A 22,636-nucleotide genomic window follows, 5' to 3' on the forward strand; every position below is an offset into this window, starting at 1 on the left:
TATACCAAAGGTAACTTACCATGAGTAGGTTACCAATGGTATATAAGATTACGTCCGTTCATCGCCGATGGCAACTGAGGAGGTTTCGTATGCACGCTTTGATCGTGGTATCGCACCCGCTGGAGAGTTCATTAACACACGCTCTGGCGCAGGCGGTCGCCGAAGGTATTCGCCAACAGGGACAACACAGCGTTGAAATCGCCGACCTGGCACGAGAAGGGTTTGACCCGCGCTTTTCACCAGCGGATGTCGCTGCCTTCAACCAAACCGCGCCGCTGCCCGCCGATGTGCTCGCCGAACAGGCGCGTATTGCTGGCGCCGATGCGCTGGTGCTGGTGTTTCCCATTTACTGGTGGACGATGCCGGGGCTGTTAAAGGGCTGGATCGATCGCGTCTTTAGCAACGGTTGGGCCTATGCCGATAGCGGCGAAGGCAAAGTGATGAAAAAGCTCGGCCATTTGCCGATTCACCTCGTGGCGCTGGGTGGTGCCGATCGCCAAACCTTCGAAAAGCATGGTTATGCCCAATCCTGGAACACGCAAATTGCGCACGGTATTTTTGATTACTGCGGCGCACCGGTGCTGACCAATGCCACGCTGATGCTGCCGGATCCCCGCTGCGCGGAAGCGGCTTTGCAGCAGGCAAGGGAGATTGGCCGCAACGTCTTTAACCGCTGAGTTTTAGCCGCCGCTCTCCGGCGGCTAAATATTTATTTCAGTATTGATGGTGTTGATTTAACAGAACGCTGCGTAATAAACGGGGACGAATAATTATTCCACCAGCTCCACTGCGAAATTTTTCAGGCAAAAAAAACCGAACATGACTGTTCGGCAACATATTTCAAGCGCGTTAGTACTAGCAGATCTCATTATTGTCCGCACGTTTTACTCTCAGTCAGGAACAAAACGCTTAACAATCTGTGCCTTTTTTATGGGTGAATATCATTATTAGCAAAATGAGCTTTTTTGCCTTAAAACGATAAAAATTACCGCCAGACATGTATTTAGACAAATATAAAGAAAAGAAACCAGGCGTTACGTTTATATACATTTAAATAAATTAAGCGCACAAATCCATAATTTTTAAAACAGAACTGTCATATTCGCAAATTATTATGCCCGCGCTAATAGTGAGTAGCATTCCCGAGGAAAAATAAATGAATATTAAATTAAAAATGCTGACAGCCTCGATCGGTGCAGCAGTGGCAATGATGTCTTTCGCAGCACAAGCAGAAATTACTCTGCTGAAACAGGATCCACAGGCTGGCGACCCGCTGAGCCGACTGAACTTTACCGTCGGTGGCTCGATCCGCCCGCAGTTCGACAACGCCATGGGCAACAGTGACAAAGGCTCGTACAAACGTAACGGCTATGATGGCGGTACCCGTTTTCGTTTCGCCTCCGACTACTATCTGTTTGATGATATTAGCTGGATTAACTATTACGAACTCGGCGTGAACATTCCGGCGCTTTTTGACTGGGATAATCACTATGCCACAGGCACACGGAATACGACCCGCCGTATGCTCTACACCGGACTGAAAAGCAAAACCTGGGGTACGCTCACCTACGGTCAGCAGAACAGTATCTATTACGATGTCGTGGGTGTGAAAACCGATGTCTGGGATTACGACATGAAGGCCCAGGCACCGGGCAATGGTATCAACGGCGACTACGATGGCTCTTATCGCTCACGTAATATGCTCAAATATAAGAAGACCGTTGGCGACGTGGATATTTATGCTGCTTATCTGTTCGATGATTCAGACTATCTGCCAGGCAACGGCACGCGTTACAAACGTAGAGGCGGCGGTTCGCTGGGTGTCGATTATCATCTGACCGACACCCTGACATGGGGTACGGCGTGGAACTACACCCGTGCGGAAATGCGCCTGCCATCAACGGACGACAGCAAAACCTACGATCAGAATATCCTCGGTACCGCATTGAGCTGGACGCCGGATAACTGGACCTTCTCCTTTGGCGGCGGCTGGTACCAGAACTTCCTGCTGACCAAAAAATCCGACGTGCAAAACTACTTCGCGGGCGATGCGTGGGGGATTGAATACTTTGCCGGTTATAAAATCCCGGTTGGCCAGTACGCGCTTAAATATATTCAGCCGTACGTAATGGGCGACCGTCTGCAATATACCACTGGCCGCGACTATCAACGTATTGATAACGGCGTCGGTGTGACTTTCCAACTGGATTATGGTTTCCGTGTCGATTATGAACACGTGTTTACCTCCAGCACCGACAACCTGAGCGATATGAATATCGTGCGTCTGCGCTACGACTTTTGATCCTCGCCCCCGCGCGCCAGTGCGGGGGTTTTCCCCATCAACATTTTTCCGCATACAGGTGTACTCGCCTCGCGCATTGACCTCCTCTCATGTACTTCCCCTGTCGCAAATTTTCCGGCCGATAATTCCTCAAACTGTGAAGGTGAATATAGCACCAGGTAAACCACAGACAATTTTAGTAAGCAGCGCAATACCCCAGAACAGAAGCGTGCCGTATACTTGCTTCCGACACAGAAAAAAAGTCCTCCCGCTTCGCGGGACAGTTATTGCAGGAAGCACTAAGAGCCTATCCCAGTAGTTGGGAATTTTACTATATTTCAGACAGGGGATTATTTAAACTCGAATTCATCTGTGAATTTAACTATATCGCCGTTTTTTTGTAGCTGATATTTGCCATCATATGTTGTGAAGATCACACCCAAATTCTTGCTATTGCTGACAGAGAAAGTCGCATCTTTATCAATACAGTTTAGCGGTGGCGGCATATCATCAAAGCATAGTCTGTTATAACCATCAGTTTCTTTATATCCCTCACCAAATAGCCAGAAAATAATAGTAAAAGAACCAGAGGATGATGGTTTGGGGATATTATACTTCCCTTTCAGGATAGATTTATTTTCAAGCCACCAGTTAATTTTTCCTTTATCTGTTGGCGGGAAACTCCTGACTAAAACATAGCTATGATTACCATTGTCATGAACTGCGACAATCTCCACTGGACGTAGTAATAGCCAAATCCAGTAACTAGCCAATACACAGCCAGCCAGAGTGATAAAAGCAATAATTTTATTAGTTTTTACTTTCATTACGACCTCCTATAATTTCCATAGTGGCTTCCATATTGGTCATGAATGGCCTGAAACCAAACTGATTGTAACGCCTGCGCCGTCCCATAGCAGGGCATCCAGCAGTTCACCTTTAAGATTGTCGAGGAATTGCAGCGGATCGGTGAACAACATCACAAACGCATCCCACAGTGCTAACACTTCCTCTTTCGACGCCTGGAAGAATTTATTCAGTTCGGGGAATTTTTGCGCCAGGCGCCCGGTTATGCTGATCCACCCCGAAACCTTGTTCCAGGCATGAGCCTGTACATAAATTTGTGGAATTATTCCGTGCACAATATTCCCAAAGCGCCCGACAGCGACACTATTTCCCCTGCCGCAAATTTTCCGGCCGCTAATTCCTCAAAATGTGAAGGTGAACATAGCGCAAGGTCAACCACAGACAATTTTAGTGAGTAGAGAAATATCCCCAGCCAGACGCGTACCGTATACTTGTTTCGTGCACGGAAAAAAATCCTCCCGCTTCGCGGGGTAGCCATTGCAGGAAGCGCTAACGCAGCCTGAATCCGATCTGGCCTACAAAGAATCGCATTTTGAGGGACGCATGATGGAAAAAAAACGTATTTATCTGTTTTGTTCAGCGGGTATGTCAACGTCGCTGCTGGTGTCTAAGATGCGTGCGCAGGCGGAAAAGTATGAAGTACCGGTCATTATTGAAGCATTTTCTGAATCACTGGCCGGGGAAAAGGGACCACAGGCGGATGTTGTATTGCTCGGCCCGCAAATTGCGTGGAAGTTAGCGGACATTCAACAGTTGCTGCCAAATAAACCAGTCGAAGTGATTGACTCGCTGCTGTACGGCAAAGTCGATGGTCTGGGCGTGCTGAAAGCGGCCGTCGCCGCCATTAAACAAGCCGCCAATAGTTAAACTCACTTATTACTGAGTTCTTTTCTCACACTGCGCCGCAATAACCTGTTGCGGTATTTAAGGGCCTGGCCCAGTAGGCGTATATTGTTGCAGCCAGTTTGGACACGGACAGCGCGCAACAACCGGAGCGTACACGCAGTACGTGAGGATGTGAGTACTGCCCAGGACCAAAATGGCAAATAAAATAGCCTAATGGGCCAGGCTCTAAAGGTATTTTTCTATGAGTCATGCGATTACTTCACTTGAAAAGATACTTCTTCCTTTTGCGGTTAAATTAGGCAAACAGCCTCACGTTAATGCAATTAAAAATGGCTTTATTCGCTTAATGCCATTAACGCTCACGGGTGCGATGTTTGTATTAATTAATAACGTATTTTTAAGTTTTGGCGAAGGATCCTTTTTCTATTCGTTAGGTATCCGCCTAGATGCCTCCACCATTGAAACGCTCAACGGTTTAAAAGGCATTGGCGGCAACGTCTATAACGGCACGCTGGGCATTATGTCGTTAATGGCACCGTTCTTTATTGGTATGGCGCTGGCGGAAGAACGCAAGGTCGATGCGCTGGCTGCCGGATTATTATCCATTGCCGCTTTTATGACCGTCACACCTTATAGCGTCGGCGAAGCTTATGCCGTTGGCGCAAACTGGTTAGGTGGGGCGAATATTATTTCCGGGATGATTATTGGCCTGGTGGTCGCCGAATTGTTTACTTTTATTGTGCGCCGTAACTGGGTGATAACCTTGCCGGAGAGCGTGCCCGCTTCAGTGGCTCGTTCATTTTCCGCGCTGATCCCAGGCTTTATTATTCTGTCGCTGATGGGCATTGTCGCCTGGGCGCTGACGCATTTCGGCACCAACTTCCACCAACTGATTATGAATACCATCTCCACGCCGCTGGCGTCACTCGGCAGTATTGTCGGCTGGGTGTACGTGCTGTTTGTGCCGCTGCTGTGGTTCTTTGGTATTCACGGTTCGCTGGCGCTGACCGCACTGGACAGCGGCATTATGACGCCGTGGGCGCTGGAAAATATCGCTATTTATCAGCAGTACGGCTCCGTCGATGCGGCGCTGGCCGCCGGCAAAACGTTCCATGTCTGGGCCAAGCCGATGCTGGATTCGTATATCTTTCTGGGCGGTAGCGGCGCGACGCTCGGGCTGATTATCGCCATCTTCTTAGCCTCCCGGCGAGCGGACTATCGCCAGGTGGCGAAACTGGCGCTACCTTCCGGCCTGTTCCAGATTAACGAACCGATACTGTTCGGCCTGCCGATTATCATGAACCCGGTAATGTTTATCCCGTTTATTCTGGTACAGCCGATCCTCGCCGCCATCACCCTGTTGGCCTATTACAGCGGCATTATTCCCCCCATCACCAACATCGCACCGTGGACGATGCCAACCGGGCTGGGTGCTTTCTTCAATACCAACGGCAGTATTGCCGCATTACTGCTCGCACTCTTCAACTTAGTGATTGCCACGCTGGTGTATCTGCCTTTTGTGGTGGTCGCCAACAAAGCGCAGAATGTGATTGATCAGCAAGAGAGCGAAGAAGATATCACCGCAGCGCTGAAGTTCTGAAGCCTGGGCGGTGGCTTGAGGAAAGTGCGCTTATCCTTAAGGCACCGCCCGTTGTAAAACGCGTAAGGAGTTAACAATGCAGCCACAGATCAACACCCAGGGAATTAAAACGGTTCACGAGCAACAGCTCTTCAACGGTAAAAATTTCCATGTGTTTATCTACAACAAAACGGAGAGCGCAAGTGGCCTGCATCAGCATGATTACTATGAGTTTACGCTGGTTCTCACCGGCCGTTACTATCAGGTGATCAACGGAAAACGCGTGCTGCTGGAGCGCGGCGATTTTGTATTTATCCCGCTCGGCTCGCATCACCAGAGTTTTTACGCGTTCGGTGCGACGCGCATTCTGAATGTCGGCATCAGCAAGCAGTTCTTTGAACAGCACTATCTGGCGCTGCTACCCTTCTGCTTTGTCGCTTCGCAGGCCTATCGTACCAGCAATGCCTTTATGGCCTATGTCGAAACGGTCATCGCCTCGCTGAATTTCCGCGAAAACGGGCTGGATGAGTTTATCGAATCTGTCACCTTTTACGTGATTAACCGACTGCGCCACTACCGTGAAGAGCCGGTTATTGATGACGTTCCGCAATGGCTGAAAACCACCGTTGAAACAATGCATGATAAAACGCAGTTTGGCGAAAATGCGCTGGAAAATATGATCCAGTTGGCCAGCAAATCCCAGGAGTATCTGACCCGCGCCACCCGCCGCTATTACCGCAAAACGCCGATGCAGATTATTAATGAAATCCGCATCGATTTTGCGAAAAAACAGTTGGAAATGACCAACTATTCGGTGACGGATATTGCCTGGGAGGCTGGCTACAGCAGCCCCAGCTTGTTTATTAAAACCTTTAAGAAAATGACCTCATTTACGCCCAATAACTATCGCAAGCGATTAACGGAAATCAATCAGTAACGATGACGGGCGCTTTTCATTGCCCGCTGTCATTTATGACCGAATTCAAGGGAGGATTTATGAGCCAGAAATTAAAAGTCGTCACCATTGGCGGTGGGAGCAGCTACACCCCGGAATTACTGGAAGGTTTTATTAAGCGCTACCATGAATTACCAGTGTCTGAATTATGGCTGGTCGATGTTGAAGAGGGGCAAGAGAAGCTGGATATTATTTTTGCTCTCTGCCAACGCATGGTAAAAAAGGCGGGTGTACCGCTGAAAGTTTATAAAACGCTGAACCGCCGGGAAGCGTTGCGGGACGCGGATTTTGTCACCACGCAGCTACGCGTCGGCCAGTTGAAAGCGCGCGAACTCGATGAGCGCATTCCGCTCAGCCACGGTTATCTGGGGCAGGAGACCAACGGCGCAGGCGGTTTGTTTAAAGGGCTGCGCACCATTCCGGTGATCTTCGACATTATTAAAGATGTGGAAGCGATTTGCCCGAACGCGTGGGTTATCAATTTCACCAACCCGGCAGGAATGGTCACCGAAGCCGTTTATCGCCATACCGGTTTTAAACGTTTTATTGGTGTATGCAATATCCCCATCAGCATGAAAATGTTTATCCGCGACGTGCTGGGCCTTACCGACAGCGATGCGCTGGCGATCGATCTGTTTGGCCTTAACCATATGGTGTTTATCAAAGATGTGCTGGTCAACGGCACGTCGCGCTTTGCCGAACTGCTCGACGGTGTGGCTTCCGGCAGGTTGAAAGCCTCGACGGTGAAAAACATTTTCGACCTGCCGTTTAGCGAAGGGTTGATCCGCGCACTCAATCTGCTGCCCTGCTCTTACCTGCTCTATTACTTCAAGCAGAAAGAGATGCTGGCAATTGAGATGGGTGAATATTACAAAGGTGGCGTACGGGCGCAGGTGGTGCAGCAGGTTGAGAAGCAACTATTTGAGCTTTATAAAGATCCTGCCCTCAAAGACAAACCGAAGGAGCTGGAGCAGCGCGGCGGCGCATACTACTCCGATGCTGCCTGTGAAGTGATCAACGCCATCTATAACGATAAGCAGGCCGAGCACTATGTAAACATTCCACATCACGGGCACGTAAAAAATATCCCGCCGGAGTGGGCAGTCGAGATGACCTGCATTCTCGGGCGCAATGGCGCGATGCCCCATCCGCGCGTGACGCAATTTGACGAAAAAGTGCTTGGGCTGATTCATACCATTAAAGGTTTCGAAGTGGCAGCCAGCAAGGCGGCGCTGAGCGGTGAGTTTAACGATGTGCTGTTGGCGCTCAATCTCAGCCCGCTGGTGCATTCAGATCGCGATGCGGAACTACTGGCACGTGAAATGCTGCTGGCGCATGAAAAGTGGCTACCCAATTTTGCAGAGTGCATCGGCAAACTGAAAACATCACAGTATTAAGGGACGGCTATGGAACGCTTATTGATTGTTAACGCGGATGATTTTGGTCTCAGCAAAGGACAAAACTACGGCATTGTCGAAAGCTTTCGTCACGGTGTAGTGACATCCACTACCGCCCTGGTCAACGCCGCAGCAATTGAGCATGCGGCGCAACTGAGCCGTGAATTGCCGACGCTTGCGGTAGGTATGCACTTTGTACTGACGTTGGGCCAGCCTTTAACGCCAATGCCCGGCCTTGCCCGACAGGGCGAATTGGGGAAATGGATCTGGCAGATGGCCGAAGCCGATACGCTACCGCACGCAGAAATCGCCGAAGAACTTGAGAGCCAGTACCAGCGCTTTGTCGCGCTTTTTGGCCGCGAACCGACGCATCTGGACAGCCATCATCATGTGCATATGATCCCGCAGATCTTCCCAATTGTGGCGCAGTTTGCCGCTGCGCATGGGCTGCCGCTGCGCCTCGATCGCCCGGCGTTATCACTGTTCAGTGATTTATCGGCCAGGCTTCATAGTACAGCGGGTTTCAGCAGTGGCTTTTATGGCGAGTCGATTTCTGACGCGCTCTTTTTGCAGGAGCTGGATGCCTCGGCAGCACGCGGAGAGGATTCGCTGGAGATAATGTGCCATCCGTCGTTTGTCGATAACATCATCCGTCAGAGCAGCTATTGCTTTCCGCGTTTAACCGAACTGGAGGTGCTGACCTCGCTATCGCTGAAATATGCCATTGCCGAACGCGGCTACCGGCTCGGCAACTTTCGCGATCTGGCATAACGCCCTTTGCGGCGCGCGCTGCGCCGCATTTTCCCGCGTATTGCTGGCGCTTGCATGCCGCACCCACGGCATGCAAGCGTATCTGTCTGTAAGCAAATATCCTTTATATCTTCACTTTTCCTCGTATATTTTTTTGCCTTCGTTTTGCTATCCTCCAGAATGAGAATGAACGTTCATTACCGAGGTTTGCAAATGGCATTGAAAAGAATAATGGTGGCCGTGCTGGCATGTCTGATTGTCGCCTGTGACCAAAAACCGGAAACAAATGTGGGTGCGATGGCTACGCAGGTTGGCGTGGTCACGCTGAAGGCCGAGCCGGTAACGCTATTCAGTGACCTGACAGGGCGCGTCACCGGCACCATGGTTTCTGATGTTCGCCCGCAAGTCGAAGGCATCATCAAAAAACGGTTATTTAAAGAAGGAGATGATGTCGTTGCGGGCCAGGTGCTATACGAGATTGATCCGGCAACGTACCAGGCAAGCTACGATGAAGCCGTCGCTCAGTTGCAGAATGCATTGGCGATTGTTAACAGCAGCAAACTGAAAGCTGAGCGTTACGCCGCACTGGTGAAAGAGAATGGCGTATCGCGTCAGGATGCAGACGACGCCATGGCAACCTACAAACAAAACGTGGCTTCCGTTGCGCAGTATCGCGCCGCCGTGGAGAGCGCCAAAATCAACCTCGATTACACCAAAGTCAGAGCGCCGATTTCCGGTCGCATCGGTATTTCCTCTGTTACGCCTGGCGCACTGGTCACCGCCAGCCAGACCACGGCGTTGGCAACTATTCGTACCCTCGATCCGATTTACGTCGATTTGACGCAATCGAGCACGCAACTGCTGAAACTGAAAAAACAGCAGTTGCAGAACAGCGATAACACGGTTCCCGTTACCGTGACGCTGGAAGACGGTAGTCAGTATCAGCATCCCGGTAAACTGGAGCTGACCGAAGTCTCTGTTGATGAGTCCACCGGCAGCGTGACACTGCGTGCCGTCTTCCCGAACCCGGAACACGATTTGCTGCCGGGCATGTTTGTGCGCGCCACCGTCAGTAACGGCGTGCGCAGCGAAGCGATCCTTGCGCCACAGCAAGGGATCACGCGTGATGCCAAAGGCAACGGCACTGCGCTGGTGGTGAATAAAGAGAATAAAGTGGAAAGCCGCGAGGTAGTTACCGACCGGGTGATAGGCAATAAATGGCTGATAACTCAAGGGCTACAGAGCGGCGACCGGTTAATTACTGAAGGCACCAGCAAAGTGCAGGCCGGTATGACAGTGAAAGCGGTGGAAGTCGGCGCTACCGAATCCAGTGATGGAAACGGAGGGAAGTAATTATGCTGGCTCAGTTTTTCATCCGTCGCCCGGTCTTTGCCTGGGTTATCTCGATCGTCATTATGCTGCTTGGCATTATCAGCATTAATAACCTGCCGATTGCGCAGTACCCCGATGTTGCGCCACCGCAGGTCAGTATCTCAGCCACCTATACTGGTGCGTCTGCGGAAACGCTGGAAAACAGTGTAACACAGGTGATTGAGCAACAACTGACCGGTCTGGACGGCATGCTCTATTTCTCCTCCACCAGTACTGCGTCTACAGGCCAGGTCAAAATCACCGTCACCTTCCAGCAGGGTACCGACCCGGATATTGCGCAGGTGCAGGTGCAGAACAAAGTCCAGCAGGCGGAAAGCCGCTTACCGAACGCGGTTACCTCGCAAGGCGTGACCGTGGAAAAAGCGCAAAGCGACTTTCTGCTGGTAATGGCGCTGTATGACAAGAGCAACAAAAGTACTTCCTCGGATGTCTCTGACTACCTGGTGAGCAATTTACAGGATGTGTTGGCGCGTGTTAATGGCGTGGGCCGCGTGCAGGTGTTTGGCTCGGAATATGCCATGCGTATCTGGATGGATCCGAACAAGCTGGCCGCTTACACGCTGATGCCTTCCGATGTGGAAAGCGCGCTGGAAAACCAGAATACCCAGGTCTCATCCGGGCAGTTAGGCGCGCAACCGGCAAGCGGCGAGCAGCAACTGGTCGCTACCGTGCGTTCGCGTTCGCGTCTGCAAACGCCGGAACAGTTCCGCAATATTGTGTTGAAAACCGAAACCGATGGTTCCGTTGTCCGCTTAAGTGATGTCGCCCGGGTTGAAATGGGCAGCGAGGATTACAGTGCCAACGTGCTGGCCAACGGCCACCCGGCCGCGGGTATCGCCATTCAGTTGGCCTCCGGCGCGAACGCTTTATCAACCGCTGAACGGGTTAAAAACACCATCAATGAGTTCCGCAGTTCTATGCCTGCCGGTTATGCCATCGACTACCCACTCGACAGCACCGACTTCGTCAAAATTTCCATTGAGGAAGTGGTGAAAACCCTCGCCGAAGCGATCGCCCTTGTGGTGGTGGTGATGTTCCTGTTCCTGCAAAACCTGCGCACCACCTTGATCCCGGCGATTGCCGTACCGGTGGTTCTGCTGGGAACCTTCGGCGTGCTGGCGGCCTTCGGCTATTCCATCAACACCCTGACGATGTTCGGGATAGTGCTCGCCATCGGCTTGTTGGTCGATGACGCCATCGTGGTGGTGGAAAACGTCGAGCGTGTGATGCGAGTGGAAGGGCTGCCGCCACGGCAAGCGACAGAAAAATCGATGAAGGAGATCACGGCGGCACTGATTGGTATTGCTATGGTGCTCTCCGCCGTGTTCCTGCCGATGACCTTCTTCAGCGGTTCCACGGGGGTGATTTACCGCCAGTTCTCTATCACCATCGTCTCGTCAATGGTGCTGTCGGTGATCATCGCGTTAACACTCACCCCAGCCCTGTGCGCCACGCTGTTGAAACCGCACAATCATGAAAATGCCGGTAAAGGTTTCTTCGGCTGGTTCAACCGCAACTATGAGAAATTACAGGAACGTTACCACCAGCGCGTAGCGAAAGTCCTGCATGGCCCCGGCCGTTATCTGGCGCTGTACAGTGTGCTGTTAATCGGCTGCGCAGTGATGTACGTGCGTCTGCCGACAGGCTTCCTGCCGACCGAGGATCAGGGCTACATCATGGTGCAGTACATGCTGGCTCCCGGTGCGACAGAGAACCGTACTCTCGAAGTGCGTAAACAGATCCAGAACTACTTCCAGACCAAAGAGAAAAATAACGTTAACGTCAGCATGCTGGTTGATGGCTTCAGCTTTGCGGGTAGCGGGCAGAACACCGGGGTGGGCTTTATCTCGCTCAAAAGCTGGGATCTGCGTAAAGGCGCAGAGAACAGCGCCGATGCGATCGCCAAGCGGGCAATGATGAATCTCTCCTCGATCCGTGATGCACAGATCTTTGTGCTGACACCGCCGTCGGTAAGAGGCCTGGGCCAGTCGAACGGTTTCACCTTTGAGTTGCAGGCACGCGGCGGCACCGACCGCGATACGTTGCTGAAACTGCGTAACCAGTTGCTGGCCGAAGCGGCGAAGGAGCCGACGCTATCCAGCGTACGCCCGAACTCACTGCCGGACTTACCGCAAGTGCAGGTTGACGTGGATGACGTGAAAGCGCAGTCGTTGGGTGTCTCTATCAGCGATATCAACAGTACTCTCAGTTCGGCTATTGGCGGAACGTATGTGAATGACTTCTCGGATCGTGGACGGGTGAAAAAAGTCTACATCCAGGGAGATTCAGCCTTCCGCAGCAAACCAGAGGATATCGATAGTTGGTTCGTTCGCGGCACCGACAGCGATGGCAACAGCACCATGGTGCCGTTCTCGTCGTTTGCTTCTGCACACTGGATTTATGGCGCGGATGCGCTCTCTCGCTATAACGGCCTCTCTTCCTATGAGATTCAGGGGCAGGCCTCGCCCGGCAGCAGTTCCGGGGAAGCGATGAACACCATGGAAAAACTGGCCAACGCCCTGCCAGGCGGGGCCACCACCTATGCATGGAGCGACCTCTCCTACCAGGAACGCCTGGCCGGGAATCAGGCGATGTCGCTGTATGGTATTTCGCTGATTGTCGTCTTCCTCTGCCTGGCAGCGCTGTATGAAAGCTGGTCAGTGCCCTTCTCCGTCATGATGGTCGTTCCGCTCGGGGTGTTTGGTTCTCTGTTAGCCATCACGCTGCGTGGGCTGGAGAACGATGTCTACTTCCAGGTGGGGCTACTGACCATCATCGGCTTGTCGGCGAAGAACGCCATTCTGATCGTGGAATTCGCGGAGGAAAACTACCGGCGAGGCGAAAATCTGATGGCAGCAGCGATTCACGCGGCCACCACACGTTTACGCCCGATCATCATGACATCGCTGGCGTTCACTGCGGGTGTTTTGCCGCTGGCTATCTCAACCGGGGCTGGCGCTAACAGCCGAATCGCTATCGGGACGGGGATAATCGGGGGGACAATCGCCGCCACCTTGTTGGCTATTTTCCTTGTTCTTCTGTTCTTCGTGCTGGTCAGACGCGTATTCCCTTCCGTGCCGGAGGAGTACAAAGCAGTGCGCGAAACAACAGAAAAATCAGGAGAATAAGATGTCAGCAAGAATTTTGGCAGCATGCGTACCGTTTCTGTTGGCGGGCTGTATTTCGCTGGATCCCCACTATGACAGGCCAACTGCGCCAGTCAGCGGCCGGCTTCCTGCCGGGGAGGCCTATGCCTCCCTGAAAGACACCCAGGGGAATAGCTATCGTGATATCGACTGGCAGCAGTACATTCTTGATGCCCGCCTGCGCCAGGTGGTGGCGATGGCGCTCGACAGCAGTCGCGACCTGCGGGAAGCGGTCGCCAGCGTGAAATCCGCGCGAGCGCAGTATGGCGAAGAGCGTTCTTATCTCTTCCCGACCATTAATGCCGGGCTGAGCGGCACCCGTTCCCGTTCGCTCAACAACAGCGGCACCGGGAATCAGACCGCCCTGACTTCCAGTTATGAAGGCAATGCCAGCACCAGTTCCTTTGAAGTGGATCTGTTTGGCAAAAACCAGAGCCTGACGCGCGAGCAGTATGAAACCTGGCTGGGTACTGTCGAAGGGGCGCGCAGCACGCGCCTGACGGTGCTCTACAACACGGTGGATTACTGGCTGACGCTGGCGGCGGATAAAAGCAACCTGGTGATTGCGAAAGAGACAGCCGAAAGCGCGCGGCAATCGATGGAAGTCACCCAGACGCAACTTCGTCACGGCACTGCGTCAATGGTAGATGTCTCTTCCGCCGCCACGACATATCATTCTGCGCTCGCCGATGTGGCGAAATATCAGACCAGCGTGGCGCAGGATAAAAACGCCCTTGATCTGGTGGTTGGGCAGACCGTGCCGGATAACCTGATCCCGGAAAACATCGATGCGGTGGCGAATGCGTTCAAAGAGATCCCGGCGGGCATCTCTTCCGACGTGCTGCTTAATCGTCCGGACGTGCTGGAAGCCGAGCATAATCTGAAATCAGCCAATGCCAGCATTGGCGCGGCACGGGCGAATTTCTTCCCGAGCATCTCGCTGACCGTCAGCGGCGGCGCGGCAAGCAGCGATCTGTCGTCGCTGTTTAAACGCGGCGCCGGGGTGTGGTCTTTCTCGCCAAGTATTTCGCTGCCCATTTTTACCGGCGGCTATAACATTTCGCAGTTGAACTACACCAAAGCGCAGAAGGAGTACTATGTAGCGGCCTATGAGAAATCAGTACAGACGGCCTTCCAGGAAGTGGCTGATGCGCTGGCGCGTCGCGGCACAATTAACGATCAACTTACCGCGCAGAAAAATAATACCAAAGCGGCCGAAGAGTATTATCGGCTGGCGTATCTTCGCTACCGCAATGGTGTGGACACCTGGTTGAACGCACTTGATGCGCAGCGCACGTTATACACGGCCAGAACCTCACTGGTCAGCGTACAGCAGGAGTATTACACCAATCTGATTACGCTGTATAAAGTGATGGGCGGCGGTACTGCGTTGAAGGAAAAAACGGCAGAACTACAACAGTAAAAGCCTCCCCCGCCAGGCTCTAAACTGTCGGGGGCATTCTATTAACCGGAGCAGGAAGATGGATCAAGGGACGAATCAACAACACAACTGCACGCGCAAGCAGCAGATCATTGAAGCGGCAAAGGTGTGTTTCAGCGAGCACGGCTTTCATGGATGCAGTATGGCCGAGTTATTCAGCCAGTCGGGTTATGGTGCTGGTCAACTTTATCGTGATTTTCACAGTAAAGAGGCGCTGATTAATGAGGTGGTAAAAAGTGTCGCTACGGAATGGCGAGCGTTTTTATTTCGCCAGCTACGGTCTGATACGACGCTGAGCGATCTTCTTAATATTGACTCCGCTTTCTGGTCCGGCTGGAGTCAGCGCGAACACTCGCTGTTGCTGGAAAGTTATTCGGAAGCATCAAGAAATGAACAGGTGCGAAAAATATTAACAGACGAAGAAGAACAGACTATTAATTCTCTGGCCGGGAACAGTGAGATCCTGAATAGCGAAACGCAGCAACCGTTTAGTCGGGCGCAAATTCGCCTTCTGCTGACTATTATCGATGGTTTTATTTGTCGTGTGGTTTACGATCAGCAACTCAATGAAAATGAGCTGCTGCGTCTTAATGCGCTGATTTTTGATAGCCAGCCGATCGCCTGAAAGAAATGGATTTATTTCGCATGTATCAACTTATGTACAATTGCATTAATCATCTGGCGTAATTCATCATCGATGACATAGCCTTTTCTGCCGCACTGCACTATGACGCCATCCAGCAGTAGTGTGATGACATAATGTCGGGTACGAATAATCGACTCATCCATCTCTGGATGTTGCTGTTTTTCACGCCGAACAATATCATCCTGCAAGGCGTTGTGAGCCTGCACTACCAGTTTTTTATAACGCGGGTTGCGGGTTGCAGCGGATGCAATATCCATCAACATGAAGATATTGTCCTGCAAATCAGCAAAAAAATCTGACGTCTGGAATATATCCAGCGGCTGATTCTCATCACGCCTGGGTTTGTCATCCATATGACTTTTCATATTATTAACAATATCGCTCACCAACGCTTCAATGATGCTGTCTTTATTTTCAAAATAGCGATAGATAAGCCCGGCACTGACATTAGCACAGGCGGCGATATTTTTAATAGAGGCATTGTGAAAGCCTTTTTCTATCATGCAGGTTCTGGCGGCACGGAGTATAAGTTCGTGACGATTCATTGTCTGGCTCCGAAAATAAATACCATCATATAATGAAATACTAATAACGCCAAGCCAGCGCAAAACAAGACCATGAAATTACGACAGTCATCACGCAAATAATCGGAAGCGGAAAAATGAATTAACGAAGCGCAACGCGCTCCGTGACATTATTCAAAATCAGCATGCCGTTTAAACATACTGTGGCTGGATTCGCCAAGCTGCGCCATCAGTTCAAGAATAATCGCGTCACAGGTGATGAAACAGAGCTGCTCGAAAGCGGAACCCATCGGCTGAGAAAACGCGCCTTCAGCGCGAGCATTCTCCGTCTTTGCTGTGCCCGGCAAGGCCAGTACGCAGGTTGCCAGACGGCCAATGGAAGAGTCGGCCTTCAGGGTGATCAGCGCCACATCAACCCCGCTTTCCACCGCTTTTTGCGCCAGGCTTTTCAGGCTACCGGTTTCACCGCTGCCGGAAGCAAGAATCAATAAATCCCCCGCTTTACTGTGAGGCGAGGAAATTTCCCCTACTACGCTGACGGAAAAACCAAGGTGCAAAAGCCGATTAGCGAAACCACGGATAGCAATGCCGCTCCGCCCGGCGCCCTGCAAAAAGATATGACCCGCTTTTCTGATATGCGCGATGAGCCGATCAGCTTGCGCGTTATCAATGCCCTGCGCGTTTTGCGCCAGTTCATTTAAAATATTGCGGATGTTTTGCTGCACGCCCACTTTCTTGCCTCCTGAAGCCGATGCAATACCTCACCACGGCAAAGAGCATAGCGGGATTTACGCAGAAAATAAGCAGCGAAGCGTAAATCTTCCGCTACCTTGATGCCATCGTGGTTATTTTTCTGCCCTCGAAAAATATCATCTGATTTAATGATATGCCGGACAGAAGGCGCGTTATTTCTCTTTTTCCGCCAGGTTGAGGGCTATTTCGGTAGCACCTCCGAAAAGTCATTCACTAAAAACTGCAAATGAAAATACTGTGAAGTTAATTTTGTGCTGACGATCATGTTTTTTTGGCAAGATTATTTTACTCGCACAAATTTATAAAATTCAGAATTTTCAGTTATTACACTCAAAACTCCTGACAACCTCCTTGCCTAAGAATAAAACCATGAAATATATAAAAACAGTGGTGAAACAACCCGTAATATCCGCTTTATCCGGAGCCTTATTCCTTTGTATGCAGCCCAGCCTTGCTCATGCTGCTGACGCCTTCAGCGCCGATTCCCCGTGGATGTTTGGCGACTGGGGCGGCACCCGCAGCGAGTTACAGAAAGAGGGTGTCGATTTCCAGGTGAATTACACCATGGAAGCTGCATCAAACCTGGCTGGTGGCTATAACACCTCAACGACGGCGCACTACAGCGATCAGCAGGCGTTCGGCGTTAATCTCGATCTGCAAAAACTACTCAACTGGCAGGATACCGAGTTCCAGTTAACCATCACCAACCGTGACGGGCAGAATATCGCCGATCAGGTGGCCGATCCGCGTACCGGCATGCTCTCTTCCCCGCAGGAAGTGTATGGACGTGGGCAGACCTGGCGTCTGACACAGTTCTGGCTACGTAAAGGCTTCTTTGACGATGTACTGGATGTGAAAGCCGGCCGCGTGACCGTTGGCGAAGATTTCGATAATTTCGACAGTAAGTTCCAGAACCTGGCGTTCGGCAGCGGCCAGGCGGGTAACTGGCGCGGCGATCACTGGTACAACTGGCCGGTATCCCAGTGGGGCGGCCGCGTGCGTATTAATTTCACGCCGGAAGTCTTTATGCAGGTCGGTTTCTACAACCAGAACCCGTATAACTACGATCGCGGCGACGGTTTCCGTTTTGAATTCAGCCCGACAGAAGGCAACCTTGTTCCGGTAGAATTGGGCTGGAAACCGCTACTCGGCGCGGACAAACTGCCGGGGAATTACCGTATTGGTTACTACTACTCTTCGACCAACGATAATGTTTACGGCTCATGGCGCGATGGCAGTTATCAGGATACCGCCCACTCTTACGGCGGCTATATCCTCGCCCAGCAACAACTGACCGCGCAGGGCGGCTCCAGCGATCGCGGTATTACGCTAACCGTTCAGGCGGTAATGAACGACCACAAAACATCAAAAACTGACAACTATCAGTCGATTGCACTGACGTGGAAAGGGCCGTTTGACGCGCGTCCGCAGGATGAAATTGGTGTCGGCGCAGGCCGTATCCATATCAACTCCTCTTACACCCGCATGCTCGGCGACCAGAACCACTTCAATGGTGAGACGGACTATAACAGCTTGGCCTACCTGCCGGTTCAGGACGGTTCCGAGTACAACTACGAAATCTATTACAACATTCAGGCGACGAAATGGCTACAAATTCGCCCGAACTTGCAATACATTTCCGCCCCGGGAGCAGTTAGCCAGGTTGATGACGCCTTTGTTGGCGGCGTTACGGCTAACATCAACTTCTGATCGCCATAAAGCAAAATCCACGCTCCGGCGTGGATTTTCTTGCGCTTAAGGCAGAGAAGAATACTTGCCCAACTGCATAAACAGCCCGAACCAGTCTTCCATATGCCAGGTTTTTGTTACGCGCTCACCGTTAAGTTCGTGCATTTCATGCAAACGGATGCGGACAAATTTCCCCGTCGCTTCCACCCCCATAAACGTTCCCTGATGTGTCCCGGTAATCTCCGCGCGAACGGCAATCTTACCGGGAAGCTGCATCAAATCCTGAATGACAATCTGCACATCGGGAAAAGCAGCGATAAAGCTTCTGATAATGGGTTTTAACCCTTGCGGCCCGTTAGCCTGGCCGGGAGCCAGCGGAATATCCTGCCAGTCTGGCGTTACTGCTTCATCGAGCAGATCGGGGTTTTGCAGGCTAAACGCCTGATAGATTTTTTCCACGGCCTCGCGCTCGCGCATAAGACGATTTGCCGCTTCATTATGGTCTGACATCACTACCTACCTCGCAGGCTGACGATTTTACATTGGTTTATTTGTCGTACGTCGCTAGTATCACATTGGCGATATCAATAAATAAAACAAATATAAGATATAGAGGAGTATTCGTTTTATGGATTTTAAAGGGCTTGATCTGAATCTTCTCGTCGCCTTTAACGCGCTGATGGAGGAACAGAATGTTACCCGCGCCGCCGGTAAAGCGGCGGTCAGCCAACCGGCAATGAGCGCCGCGCTTTCGCGTCTGCGTACGCATTTTGCCGATCCACTGTTTATTCGCAGCGCCAGCGGATTACTGCCCACGGCGAGAGCGAAAGAGATCCATGTGCATGTCGACCGCGCGCTGGGCGAAATAACCCATCTACTGGCACCGGAAGAAGCGTTCAGTCCGCAGAATCGAAGCATGTCCTTCACGCTTGGCATGTCGGAATACCCGTTGATGGTGTTAATGCCGACGATCTTGCGCACAGTCAGCCAACTGGCACCGGACGTAACAATCCATGTGCGCACGTTTGTCGATCGCGATCAGTCCGTGGCGATGCTTGATAGCGGCGAGGTCGATCTGGTGATCGGTATTGCGCCAACTCAGGCGGAAAAACGCATCCTGTCGCAGCCATTGCTCCGCGATGAGTTTGTCACCCTCGTACGTCGGGACAGTGACGCCGCCCGTAACGGCATGACGCTGGAACGTTATCTCGCCATGAAGCACATTCTGGTCTCGCCCGAAGGCAACCACTACGGTCTGGTGGATGAGCAGCTCCGCAAGCTGGGGTTCAGCAGAACGGTATGCCTGACGCTGCCGACAATGTCGGCTGTATCGCGGATTATTGCGCAGACCAGCTATGTCGCGACGGTGCTTCGGCGCAGCGTGCTGGCGGATGAAGCCAATGACGATGTTGTACTGCTCAAGCCGCCGCTGGCGCTGCCAGAGATTGCGTTTCACCTGTTGTGGCACCGCCGCTCGGATGGCGGTAATGCGCACCAGTGGCTGCGGAAATTAATCAATGCACAATTCAGTGAAGGCTGCACGCGTGCTGAGTGAAACGCCGCCCTGATCGGAGCAGCCAACAGAGAACTATTGGGTTTCCCTTTGTGCCATTAATGAATGAAATTTCCGCGCGTTGTGACGGCAAAAGCCGATGATCTCATCTGCGTGATGGCTTAAGAGTTCCCGCAACCGTTGCTGGTTAAGGAAATTCGCTATGTTTTTACCCGGTAACAGGCTCCGCAATCAGAGTTTGAGAAAATGGCTCAATACACCAGTTGCATAGCAACCCGGCGCAGCGGTGCCAGCCCGAAGCTCGTTTCTGCGGCCAGTAACGCTTTTAGCCGTGGCGAGAGGGCTTCTTCTTGCAGAATTTCGAACCCCAAAGAGGCATAAAAAGGAGCGTTAAAAGGGGCATAACGATCGGTTGTTAACGAAGCACCGATTAAACCGCGAGCTTTGCCTTCAGCCAGAAGCGCATTGATCAACCGCCGACCAATTCCCTGCCGCTGCCAGTTCGGGTGAACATCTGCTTCCGCTATATGCAGCCAGTTATCCGTAATATAAGCCCCGGCGAAACCAACAGGGATCTCTTCGGCTGTGAATGCCGCGAAGAGGATCCCTTCCTCGCTTAGCCTGTTGAAATCGTCCAGGCTGGCCGCAACCGGAGCACCTGTTACCGCGCCCGTGCCACGCAATGTTTCAAACGAAGCGAGTTCAATCGTCCTCAATGCCGCCAGGTGCTCGCTTTGTGCCGGTTTGATAGTGATATCTGTCATCGGGTGGCCCTTAATCTGAACATTACAGCCGGGAGCGGCTGGCGATGTTACCCTCTCCTTTCAGCAAGGTAACCTTAAGCGTCCCCACATAGTATCTTGCGCCATTTCCGAACTAACTGACTTCAACACTATGATTCGCACACAAACGGCATGAATAATTTATTACAGGATCACTGCCAGAGAAATAGTAGCTCTTTTTATCTCTATTCTCTGTGAGTGCTTTTTATTAAGAGAATTTAACCTCGGAAATTAAGAAAAATTAATATTGGATTAAGGGTAACATTAAGAAATATTAACTTTAAGAAATCAAAAGTGAATATTTATTAAACGGAATTATGTTTTTGCTGTTTTTTTGTAGAAATCCATTGAAACAATAAATCGTCTGATATTATCATTTTTTACGTCGATAGCATCTGTGTGCCAGAGTACCCAGGCTAACCGAGGAGCTTAGAATGTCTATAAACAGTATTGGAAGCAATTTAGCAAACACACGCTACCAGGCAGATAGTGTGCGTGAAAAAAGTGAATCAAAATCCCTTCCTGATAACGATCGTGATTCCGATGATGCAGTAAAATCAGTAAGTAAGGTGAGTACCCCATCAGTCAATTCCAGCGGAAGTGTTGTCGGCAGTGTTGTGAACGTTAAAGCTTGATTTTTAATAAAGCCCATAGATCTTAGAGCCTATCCCAGTAGGCATATATTGTTGCAGCTAGTTTGAGCACTGCCCAGAGTCAAAATGGCAAATAAAAGAGCCTAATGTGATAGACTCTTAATACAGACTTTATTTTGATCATGTTACGGCATGATTTTTATACGATGTAGGATGCTATTCATCATAAACATCAATCATTATCATATCCGTTTAACGCTAAATTATTTCATCTCAAGAGTGACTTTAGCGCTTTTTATTGACTGTTTTTTTTGTTAGTGTGATAACTCATTCTTTATTTTTTTAGTGACGGTGAAAATTGTGAAAATAACTGTACCAGTGTTGATTGCTCTGAGTTCTGTGTTTTTTGTGAGCGGGAATGCTATGGCAAACTCACCCACAGTAAAAGACTCAATGAAGTTAATGAGTAAAAGTTATCGAGCAGTGATGAAAGACAAAAATATTGATTCTTTTAAAAAGGATTTGTCTTCTTTTAAACAATCTGCTCAGGAGGCTCAACGCACTTCTGTTACGGGGAATGATAAAGCCACGTTTGATTCTGGAATGAAACAGTTGTTAGATGAAGTAAATGTGGTTGAGGCAACAGCAGAGCAGAAAGGGCTTGCACCAGCACAGCAGGAAGCAAAGAAATTACGTGATATTATGGCGCAGTTCCATACTAAACTGGGTGTTTGATTTATAGTGAGAGGCGCTTCTGCCTCTCACTTCATTTTATTTACTTTTCTTATATCCTGATATCATGGTGCGTACCAGGTTTTCTTTCGTCAAATAGCTGATAACCAATACTGCAGTTATATGAATACCTGCACCCAGCATCGTTAAATTAGCAAAAAAGCTGTGGATGTCTCCCCAGGGAACAATATCGGTGGCACTGGCAATAGCTGCCTGCCAGCCATCAATACTGTCTGATATGCTCGCAAGCCAACCAGTCACTCCGGTGATAAGTAATCCGGCGAGCAGACATACAATCATTACCGCACCTGCGGGGTTATGCCCTTCGTAGTATGGATGTTCTCCACTAAGTAGTTTTTTTGTGTACTCTTTGAATTCTGTATAGGATGGGATAAAGGATGAAAATCGTGCATTTTTACTACCAATCACACCCCATATCAGCCGTGCAAGCACAAAGCAGATAATAATGTACCCGGCATAAATATGAAGTGTACTGCCTCGCTGAAATAGCTGTCCTCTGTCGGATAACAGATAGTTGCAGAAAAATAGTATAACAACCGTCCAGTGAAAAACTCTTATAAAGAGATCCCAAACCTTAATTTGCTTGTTGTGCATGTTCATCATAACTCCTGTTTGTTTTCCTTTGTACTATGATTAACCTGTAAAGATTAGTTTATCCTTAGGAAAAGTGTTTTTATTATTTCTTATAAAAATCAGTGCATTGCAAAGTAATCCCGCCAGAAATCTCTG

Annotated in this window: 22 protein-coding genes and 1 pseudogene; 15 read left to right on the forward strand and 8 right to left on the reverse strand. The window is 50.6% G+C overall.

Annotated features, from left to right (window positions below; genetic code table 11):
* Window positions 1-89: 89 nt before the first annotated feature.
* Window positions 90-677 carry an NAD(P)H-dependent oxidoreductase gene (locus GA0061070_RS17475; RefSeq protein WP_090137297.1) on the forward strand — a complete coding sequence of 196 codons (588 nt, stop codon included), beginning with the start codon at window positions 90-92 and terminating at the stop codon, window positions 675-677.
* 479 nt (window positions 678-1,156) lie between these two features.
* Window positions 1,157-2,302 (forward strand): porin, encoded by a 1,146-nt coding sequence (locus tag GA0061070_RS17480; protein ID WP_090137298.1) that lies wholly within the window; start codon window positions 1,157-1,159, stop codon window positions 2,300-2,302.
* 329 nt (window positions 2,303-2,631) lie between these two features.
* On the opposite strand, the gene GA0061070_RS17485 is transcribed toward GA0061070_RS17480, so the two are convergent.
* The 3 genes and pseudogenes from GA0061070_RS17485 to GA0061070_RS17490 form a co-directional block, all read right to left on the reverse strand.
* Window positions 2,632-3,108, reverse strand: coding sequence for a DUF943 family protein (locus tag GA0061070_RS17485; protein WP_090137299.1), 477 nt, complete (start codon window positions 3,106-3,108; stop codon window positions 2,632-2,634).
* Window positions 3,092-3,184 (reverse strand): annotated as a pseudogene (locus tag GA0061070_RS24840) (DUF3289 family protein); the annotation flags it as partial. The gene GA0061070_RS17485 and the pseudogene GA0061070_RS24840, both read right to left, overlap by 17 nt.
* On the reverse strand, window positions 3,148-3,423 hold the full coding sequence (locus GA0061070_RS17490; protein WP_090137300.1) for a hypothetical protein: 276 nt from the start codon (window positions 3,421-3,423) through the stop codon (window positions 3,148-3,150). The gene GA0061070_RS17490 and the pseudogene GA0061070_RS24840, both read right to left, overlap by 37 nt.
* 271 nt (window positions 3,424-3,694) lie before the next feature.
* On the opposite strand from GA0061070_RS17490, the gene GA0061070_RS17495 reads away from it, so the two are divergent.
* The 9 genes from GA0061070_RS17495 to GA0061070_RS17535 all read left to right on the forward strand — a co-directional run bounded on the left by GA0061070_RS17495 (window position 3,695) and on the right by GA0061070_RS17535 (window position 15,279).
* Window positions 3,695-4,015 (forward strand): PTS sugar transporter subunit IIB, encoded by a 321-nt coding sequence (locus GA0061070_RS17495; protein ID WP_090137325.1) that lies wholly within the window; start codon window positions 3,695-3,697, stop codon window positions 4,013-4,015.
* 220 nt (window positions 4,016-4,235) lie between these two features.
* Window positions 4,236-5,594 carry a PTS N,N'-diacetylchitobiose transporter subunit IIC gene (gene chbC / locus GA0061070_RS17500; protein WP_090137301.1) on the forward strand — a complete coding sequence of 453 codons (1,359 nt, stop codon included), beginning with the start codon at window positions 4,236-4,238 and terminating at the stop codon, window positions 5,592-5,594.
* A gap of 76 nt (window positions 5,595-5,670) precedes the next feature.
* Window positions 5,671-6,510, forward strand: a complete 840-nt coding sequence (chbR, locus tag GA0061070_RS17505; RefSeq protein WP_090137302.1) for a transcriptional regulator ChbR — start codon at window positions 5,671-5,673, stop codon at window positions 6,508-6,510.
* A gap of 59 nt (window positions 6,511-6,569) precedes the next feature.
* A complete protein-coding gene (locus GA0061070_RS17510) occupies window positions 6,570-7,925 on the forward strand; it encodes a 6-phospho-beta-glucosidase (RefSeq protein WP_090137303.1) in 1,356 nt (451 codons plus the stop codon).
* Window positions 7,926-7,934: 9 nt separating this feature from the next.
* Window positions 7,935-8,696, forward strand: a complete 762-nt coding sequence (gene chbG / locus GA0061070_RS17515; RefSeq protein ID WP_090137304.1) for a chitin disaccharide deacetylase — start codon at window positions 7,935-7,937, stop codon at window positions 8,694-8,696.
* A gap of 192 nt (window positions 8,697-8,888) precedes the next feature.
* A complete protein-coding gene (locus GA0061070_RS17520; protein WP_090137305.1) occupies window positions 8,889-10,028 on the forward strand; it encodes an efflux RND transporter periplasmic adaptor subunit in 1,140 nt (379 codons plus the stop codon).
* A gap of 2 nt (window positions 10,029-10,030) precedes the next feature.
* Window positions 10,031-13,195 carry an efflux RND transporter permease subunit gene (locus GA0061070_RS17525; protein WP_090137306.1) on the forward strand — a complete coding sequence of 1,055 codons (3,165 nt, stop codon included), beginning with the start codon at window positions 10,031-10,033 and terminating at the stop codon, window positions 13,193-13,195.
* A gap of 1 nt (window position 13,196) precedes the next feature.
* Window positions 13,197-14,636 (forward strand): efflux transporter outer membrane subunit, encoded by a 1,440-nt coding sequence (locus GA0061070_RS17530; protein ID WP_090137307.1) that lies wholly within the window; start codon window positions 13,197-13,199, stop codon window positions 14,634-14,636.
* A gap of 58 nt (window positions 14,637-14,694) precedes the next feature.
* On the forward strand, window positions 14,695-15,279 hold the full coding sequence (locus GA0061070_RS17535; protein ID WP_090137308.1) for a TetR/AcrR family transcriptional regulator: 585 nt from the start codon (window positions 14,695-14,697) through the stop codon (window positions 15,277-15,279).
* Between the two features lie 11 nt (window positions 15,280-15,290).
* Here GA0061070_RS17535 and GA0061070_RS17540 read toward each other — a convergent pair whose 3' ends face one another.
* A complete protein-coding gene (locus GA0061070_RS17540; RefSeq protein ID WP_139109783.1) occupies window positions 15,291-15,908 on the reverse strand; it encodes a TetR/AcrR family transcriptional regulator in 618 nt (205 codons plus the stop codon).
* Between the two features lie 86 nt (window positions 15,909-15,994).
* The gene (gene hxlB / locus GA0061070_RS17545; RefSeq protein WP_090137310.1) at window positions 15,995-16,555 is read right to left on the reverse strand and encodes a 6-phospho-3-hexuloisomerase; all 561 of its coding nucleotides are present in this window, start codon (window positions 16,553-16,555) and stop codon (window positions 15,995-15,997) included.
* Between the two features lie 391 nt (window positions 16,556-16,946).
* Between hxlB and GA0061070_RS17550 the strand changes: the two genes are divergently transcribed.
* Window positions 16,947-18,287, forward strand: a complete 1,341-nt coding sequence (locus GA0061070_RS17550; protein ID WP_090137311.1) for a carbohydrate porin — start codon at window positions 16,947-16,949, stop codon at window positions 18,285-18,287.
* 45 nt (window positions 18,288-18,332) lie between these two features.
* Here GA0061070_RS17550 and GA0061070_RS17555 read toward each other — a convergent pair whose 3' ends face one another.
* Entirely contained in the window at window positions 18,333-18,776 is a 444-nt protein-coding gene (locus tag GA0061070_RS17555; RefSeq protein ID WP_090137312.1) for an ester cyclase, read from the reverse strand.
* 118 nt (window positions 18,777-18,894) lie between these two features.
* On the opposite strand from GA0061070_RS17555, the gene GA0061070_RS17560 reads away from it, so the two are divergent.
* On the forward strand, window positions 18,895-19,821 hold the full coding sequence (locus tag GA0061070_RS17560; RefSeq protein ID WP_090137313.1) for a LysR family transcriptional regulator: 927 nt from the start codon (window positions 18,895-18,897) through the stop codon (window positions 19,819-19,821).
* 209 nt (window positions 19,822-20,030) lie between these two features.
* On the opposite strand, the gene GA0061070_RS17565 is transcribed toward GA0061070_RS17560, so the two are convergent.
* A complete protein-coding gene (locus GA0061070_RS17565; protein ID WP_090137314.1) occupies window positions 20,031-20,543 on the reverse strand; it encodes a GNAT family N-acetyltransferase in 513 nt (170 codons plus the stop codon).
* A gap of 452 nt (window positions 20,544-20,995) precedes the next feature.
* Between GA0061070_RS17565 and GA0061070_RS24850 the strand changes: the two genes are divergently transcribed.
* Together GA0061070_RS24850 and GA0061070_RS17570 are read left to right on the forward strand one after the other, a co-directional pair.
* Window positions 20,996-21,196, forward strand: coding sequence for a hypothetical protein (locus GA0061070_RS24850; protein WP_139109784.1), 201 nt, complete (start codon window positions 20,996-20,998; stop codon window positions 21,194-21,196).
* Window positions 21,197-21,514: 318 nt separating this feature from the next.
* Window positions 21,515-21,889 (forward strand): cytochrome b562, encoded by a 375-nt coding sequence (locus GA0061070_RS17570; protein ID WP_139109785.1) that lies wholly within the window; start codon window positions 21,515-21,517, stop codon window positions 21,887-21,889.
* Between the two features lie 36 nt (window positions 21,890-21,925).
* On the opposite strand, the gene GA0061070_RS17575 is transcribed toward GA0061070_RS17570, so the two are convergent.
* Window positions 21,926-22,510 carry a cytochrome b/b6 domain-containing protein gene (locus tag GA0061070_RS17575; RefSeq protein ID WP_090137316.1) on the reverse strand — a complete coding sequence of 195 codons (585 nt, stop codon included), beginning with the start codon at window positions 22,508-22,510 and terminating at the stop codon, window positions 21,926-21,928.
* Window positions 22,511-22,636: the final 126 nt, after the last annotated feature.

Origin of the sequence: Kosakonia oryziphila (assembly GCF_900094795.1) — a bacterium.
GTDB lineage: Bacteria > Pseudomonadota > Gammaproteobacteria > Enterobacterales > Enterobacteriaceae > Kosakonia > Kosakonia oryziphila.

Excerpts from the sequence above, each read along its gene's own strand:
- GA0061070_RS17475 (WP_090137297.1), top strand. The coding sequence starts at position 90 with ATGCACGCTTTGATCGTGGTATCGCACCCGCTGGAGAGTTCATTAACA.
- GA0061070_RS17480 (WP_090137298.1), top strand. The coding sequence starts at position 1,157 with ATGAATATTAAATTAAAAATGCTGACAGCCTCGATCGGTGCAGCAGTG.
- GA0061070_RS17485 (WP_090137299.1), bottom strand. The coding sequence starts at position 3,108 with ATGAAAGTAAAAACTAATAAAATTATTGCTTTTATCACTCTGGCTGGC.
- GA0061070_RS17495 (WP_090137325.1), top strand. The coding sequence starts at position 3,695 with ATGGAAAAAAAACGTATTTATCTGTTTTGTTCAGCGGGTATGTCAACG.
- chbC (WP_090137301.1), top strand. The coding sequence starts at position 4,236 with ATGAGTCATGCGATTACTTCACTTGAAAAGATACTTCTTCCTTTTGCG.
- chbR (WP_090137302.1), top strand. The coding sequence starts at position 5,671 with ATGCAGCCACAGATCAACACCCAGGGAATTAAAACGGTTCACGAGCAA.
- GA0061070_RS17510 (WP_090137303.1), top strand. The coding sequence starts at position 6,570 with ATGAGCCAGAAATTAAAAGTCGTCACCATTGGCGGTGGGAGCAGCTAC.
- chbG (WP_090137304.1), top strand. The coding sequence starts at position 7,935 with ATGGAACGCTTATTGATTGTTAACGCGGATGATTTTGGTCTCAGCAAA.
- GA0061070_RS17520 (WP_090137305.1), top strand. The coding sequence starts at position 8,889 with ATGGCATTGAAAAGAATAATGGTGGCCGTGCTGGCATGTCTGATTGTC.
- GA0061070_RS17525 (WP_090137306.1), top strand. The coding sequence starts at position 10,031 with ATGCTGGCTCAGTTTTTCATCCGTCGCCCGGTCTTTGCCTGGGTTATC.
- GA0061070_RS17530 (WP_090137307.1), top strand. The coding sequence starts at position 13,197 with ATGTCAGCAAGAATTTTGGCAGCATGCGTACCGTTTCTGTTGGCGGGC.
- GA0061070_RS17535 (WP_090137308.1), top strand. The coding sequence starts at position 14,695 with ATGGATCAAGGGACGAATCAACAACACAACTGCACGCGCAAGCAGCAG.
- GA0061070_RS17550 (WP_090137311.1), top strand. The coding sequence starts at position 16,947 with ATGAAATATATAAAAACAGTGGTGAAACAACCCGTAATATCCGCTTTA.
- GA0061070_RS17555 (WP_090137312.1), bottom strand. The coding sequence starts at position 18,776 with ATGTCAGACCATAATGAAGCGGCAAATCGTCTTATGCGCGAGCGCGAG.
- GA0061070_RS17560 (WP_090137313.1), top strand. The coding sequence starts at position 18,895 with ATGGATTTTAAAGGGCTTGATCTGAATCTTCTCGTCGCCTTTAACGCG.
- GA0061070_RS17565 (WP_090137314.1), bottom strand. The coding sequence starts at position 20,543 with ATGACAGATATCACTATCAAACCGGCACAAAGCGAGCACCTGGCGGCA.
- GA0061070_RS24850 (WP_139109784.1), top strand. The coding sequence starts at position 20,996 with ATGTCTATAAACAGTATTGGAAGCAATTTAGCAAACACACGCTACCAG.
- GA0061070_RS17575 (WP_090137316.1), bottom strand. The coding sequence starts at position 22,510 with ATGATGAACATGCACAACAAGCAAATTAAGGTTTGGGATCTCTTTATA.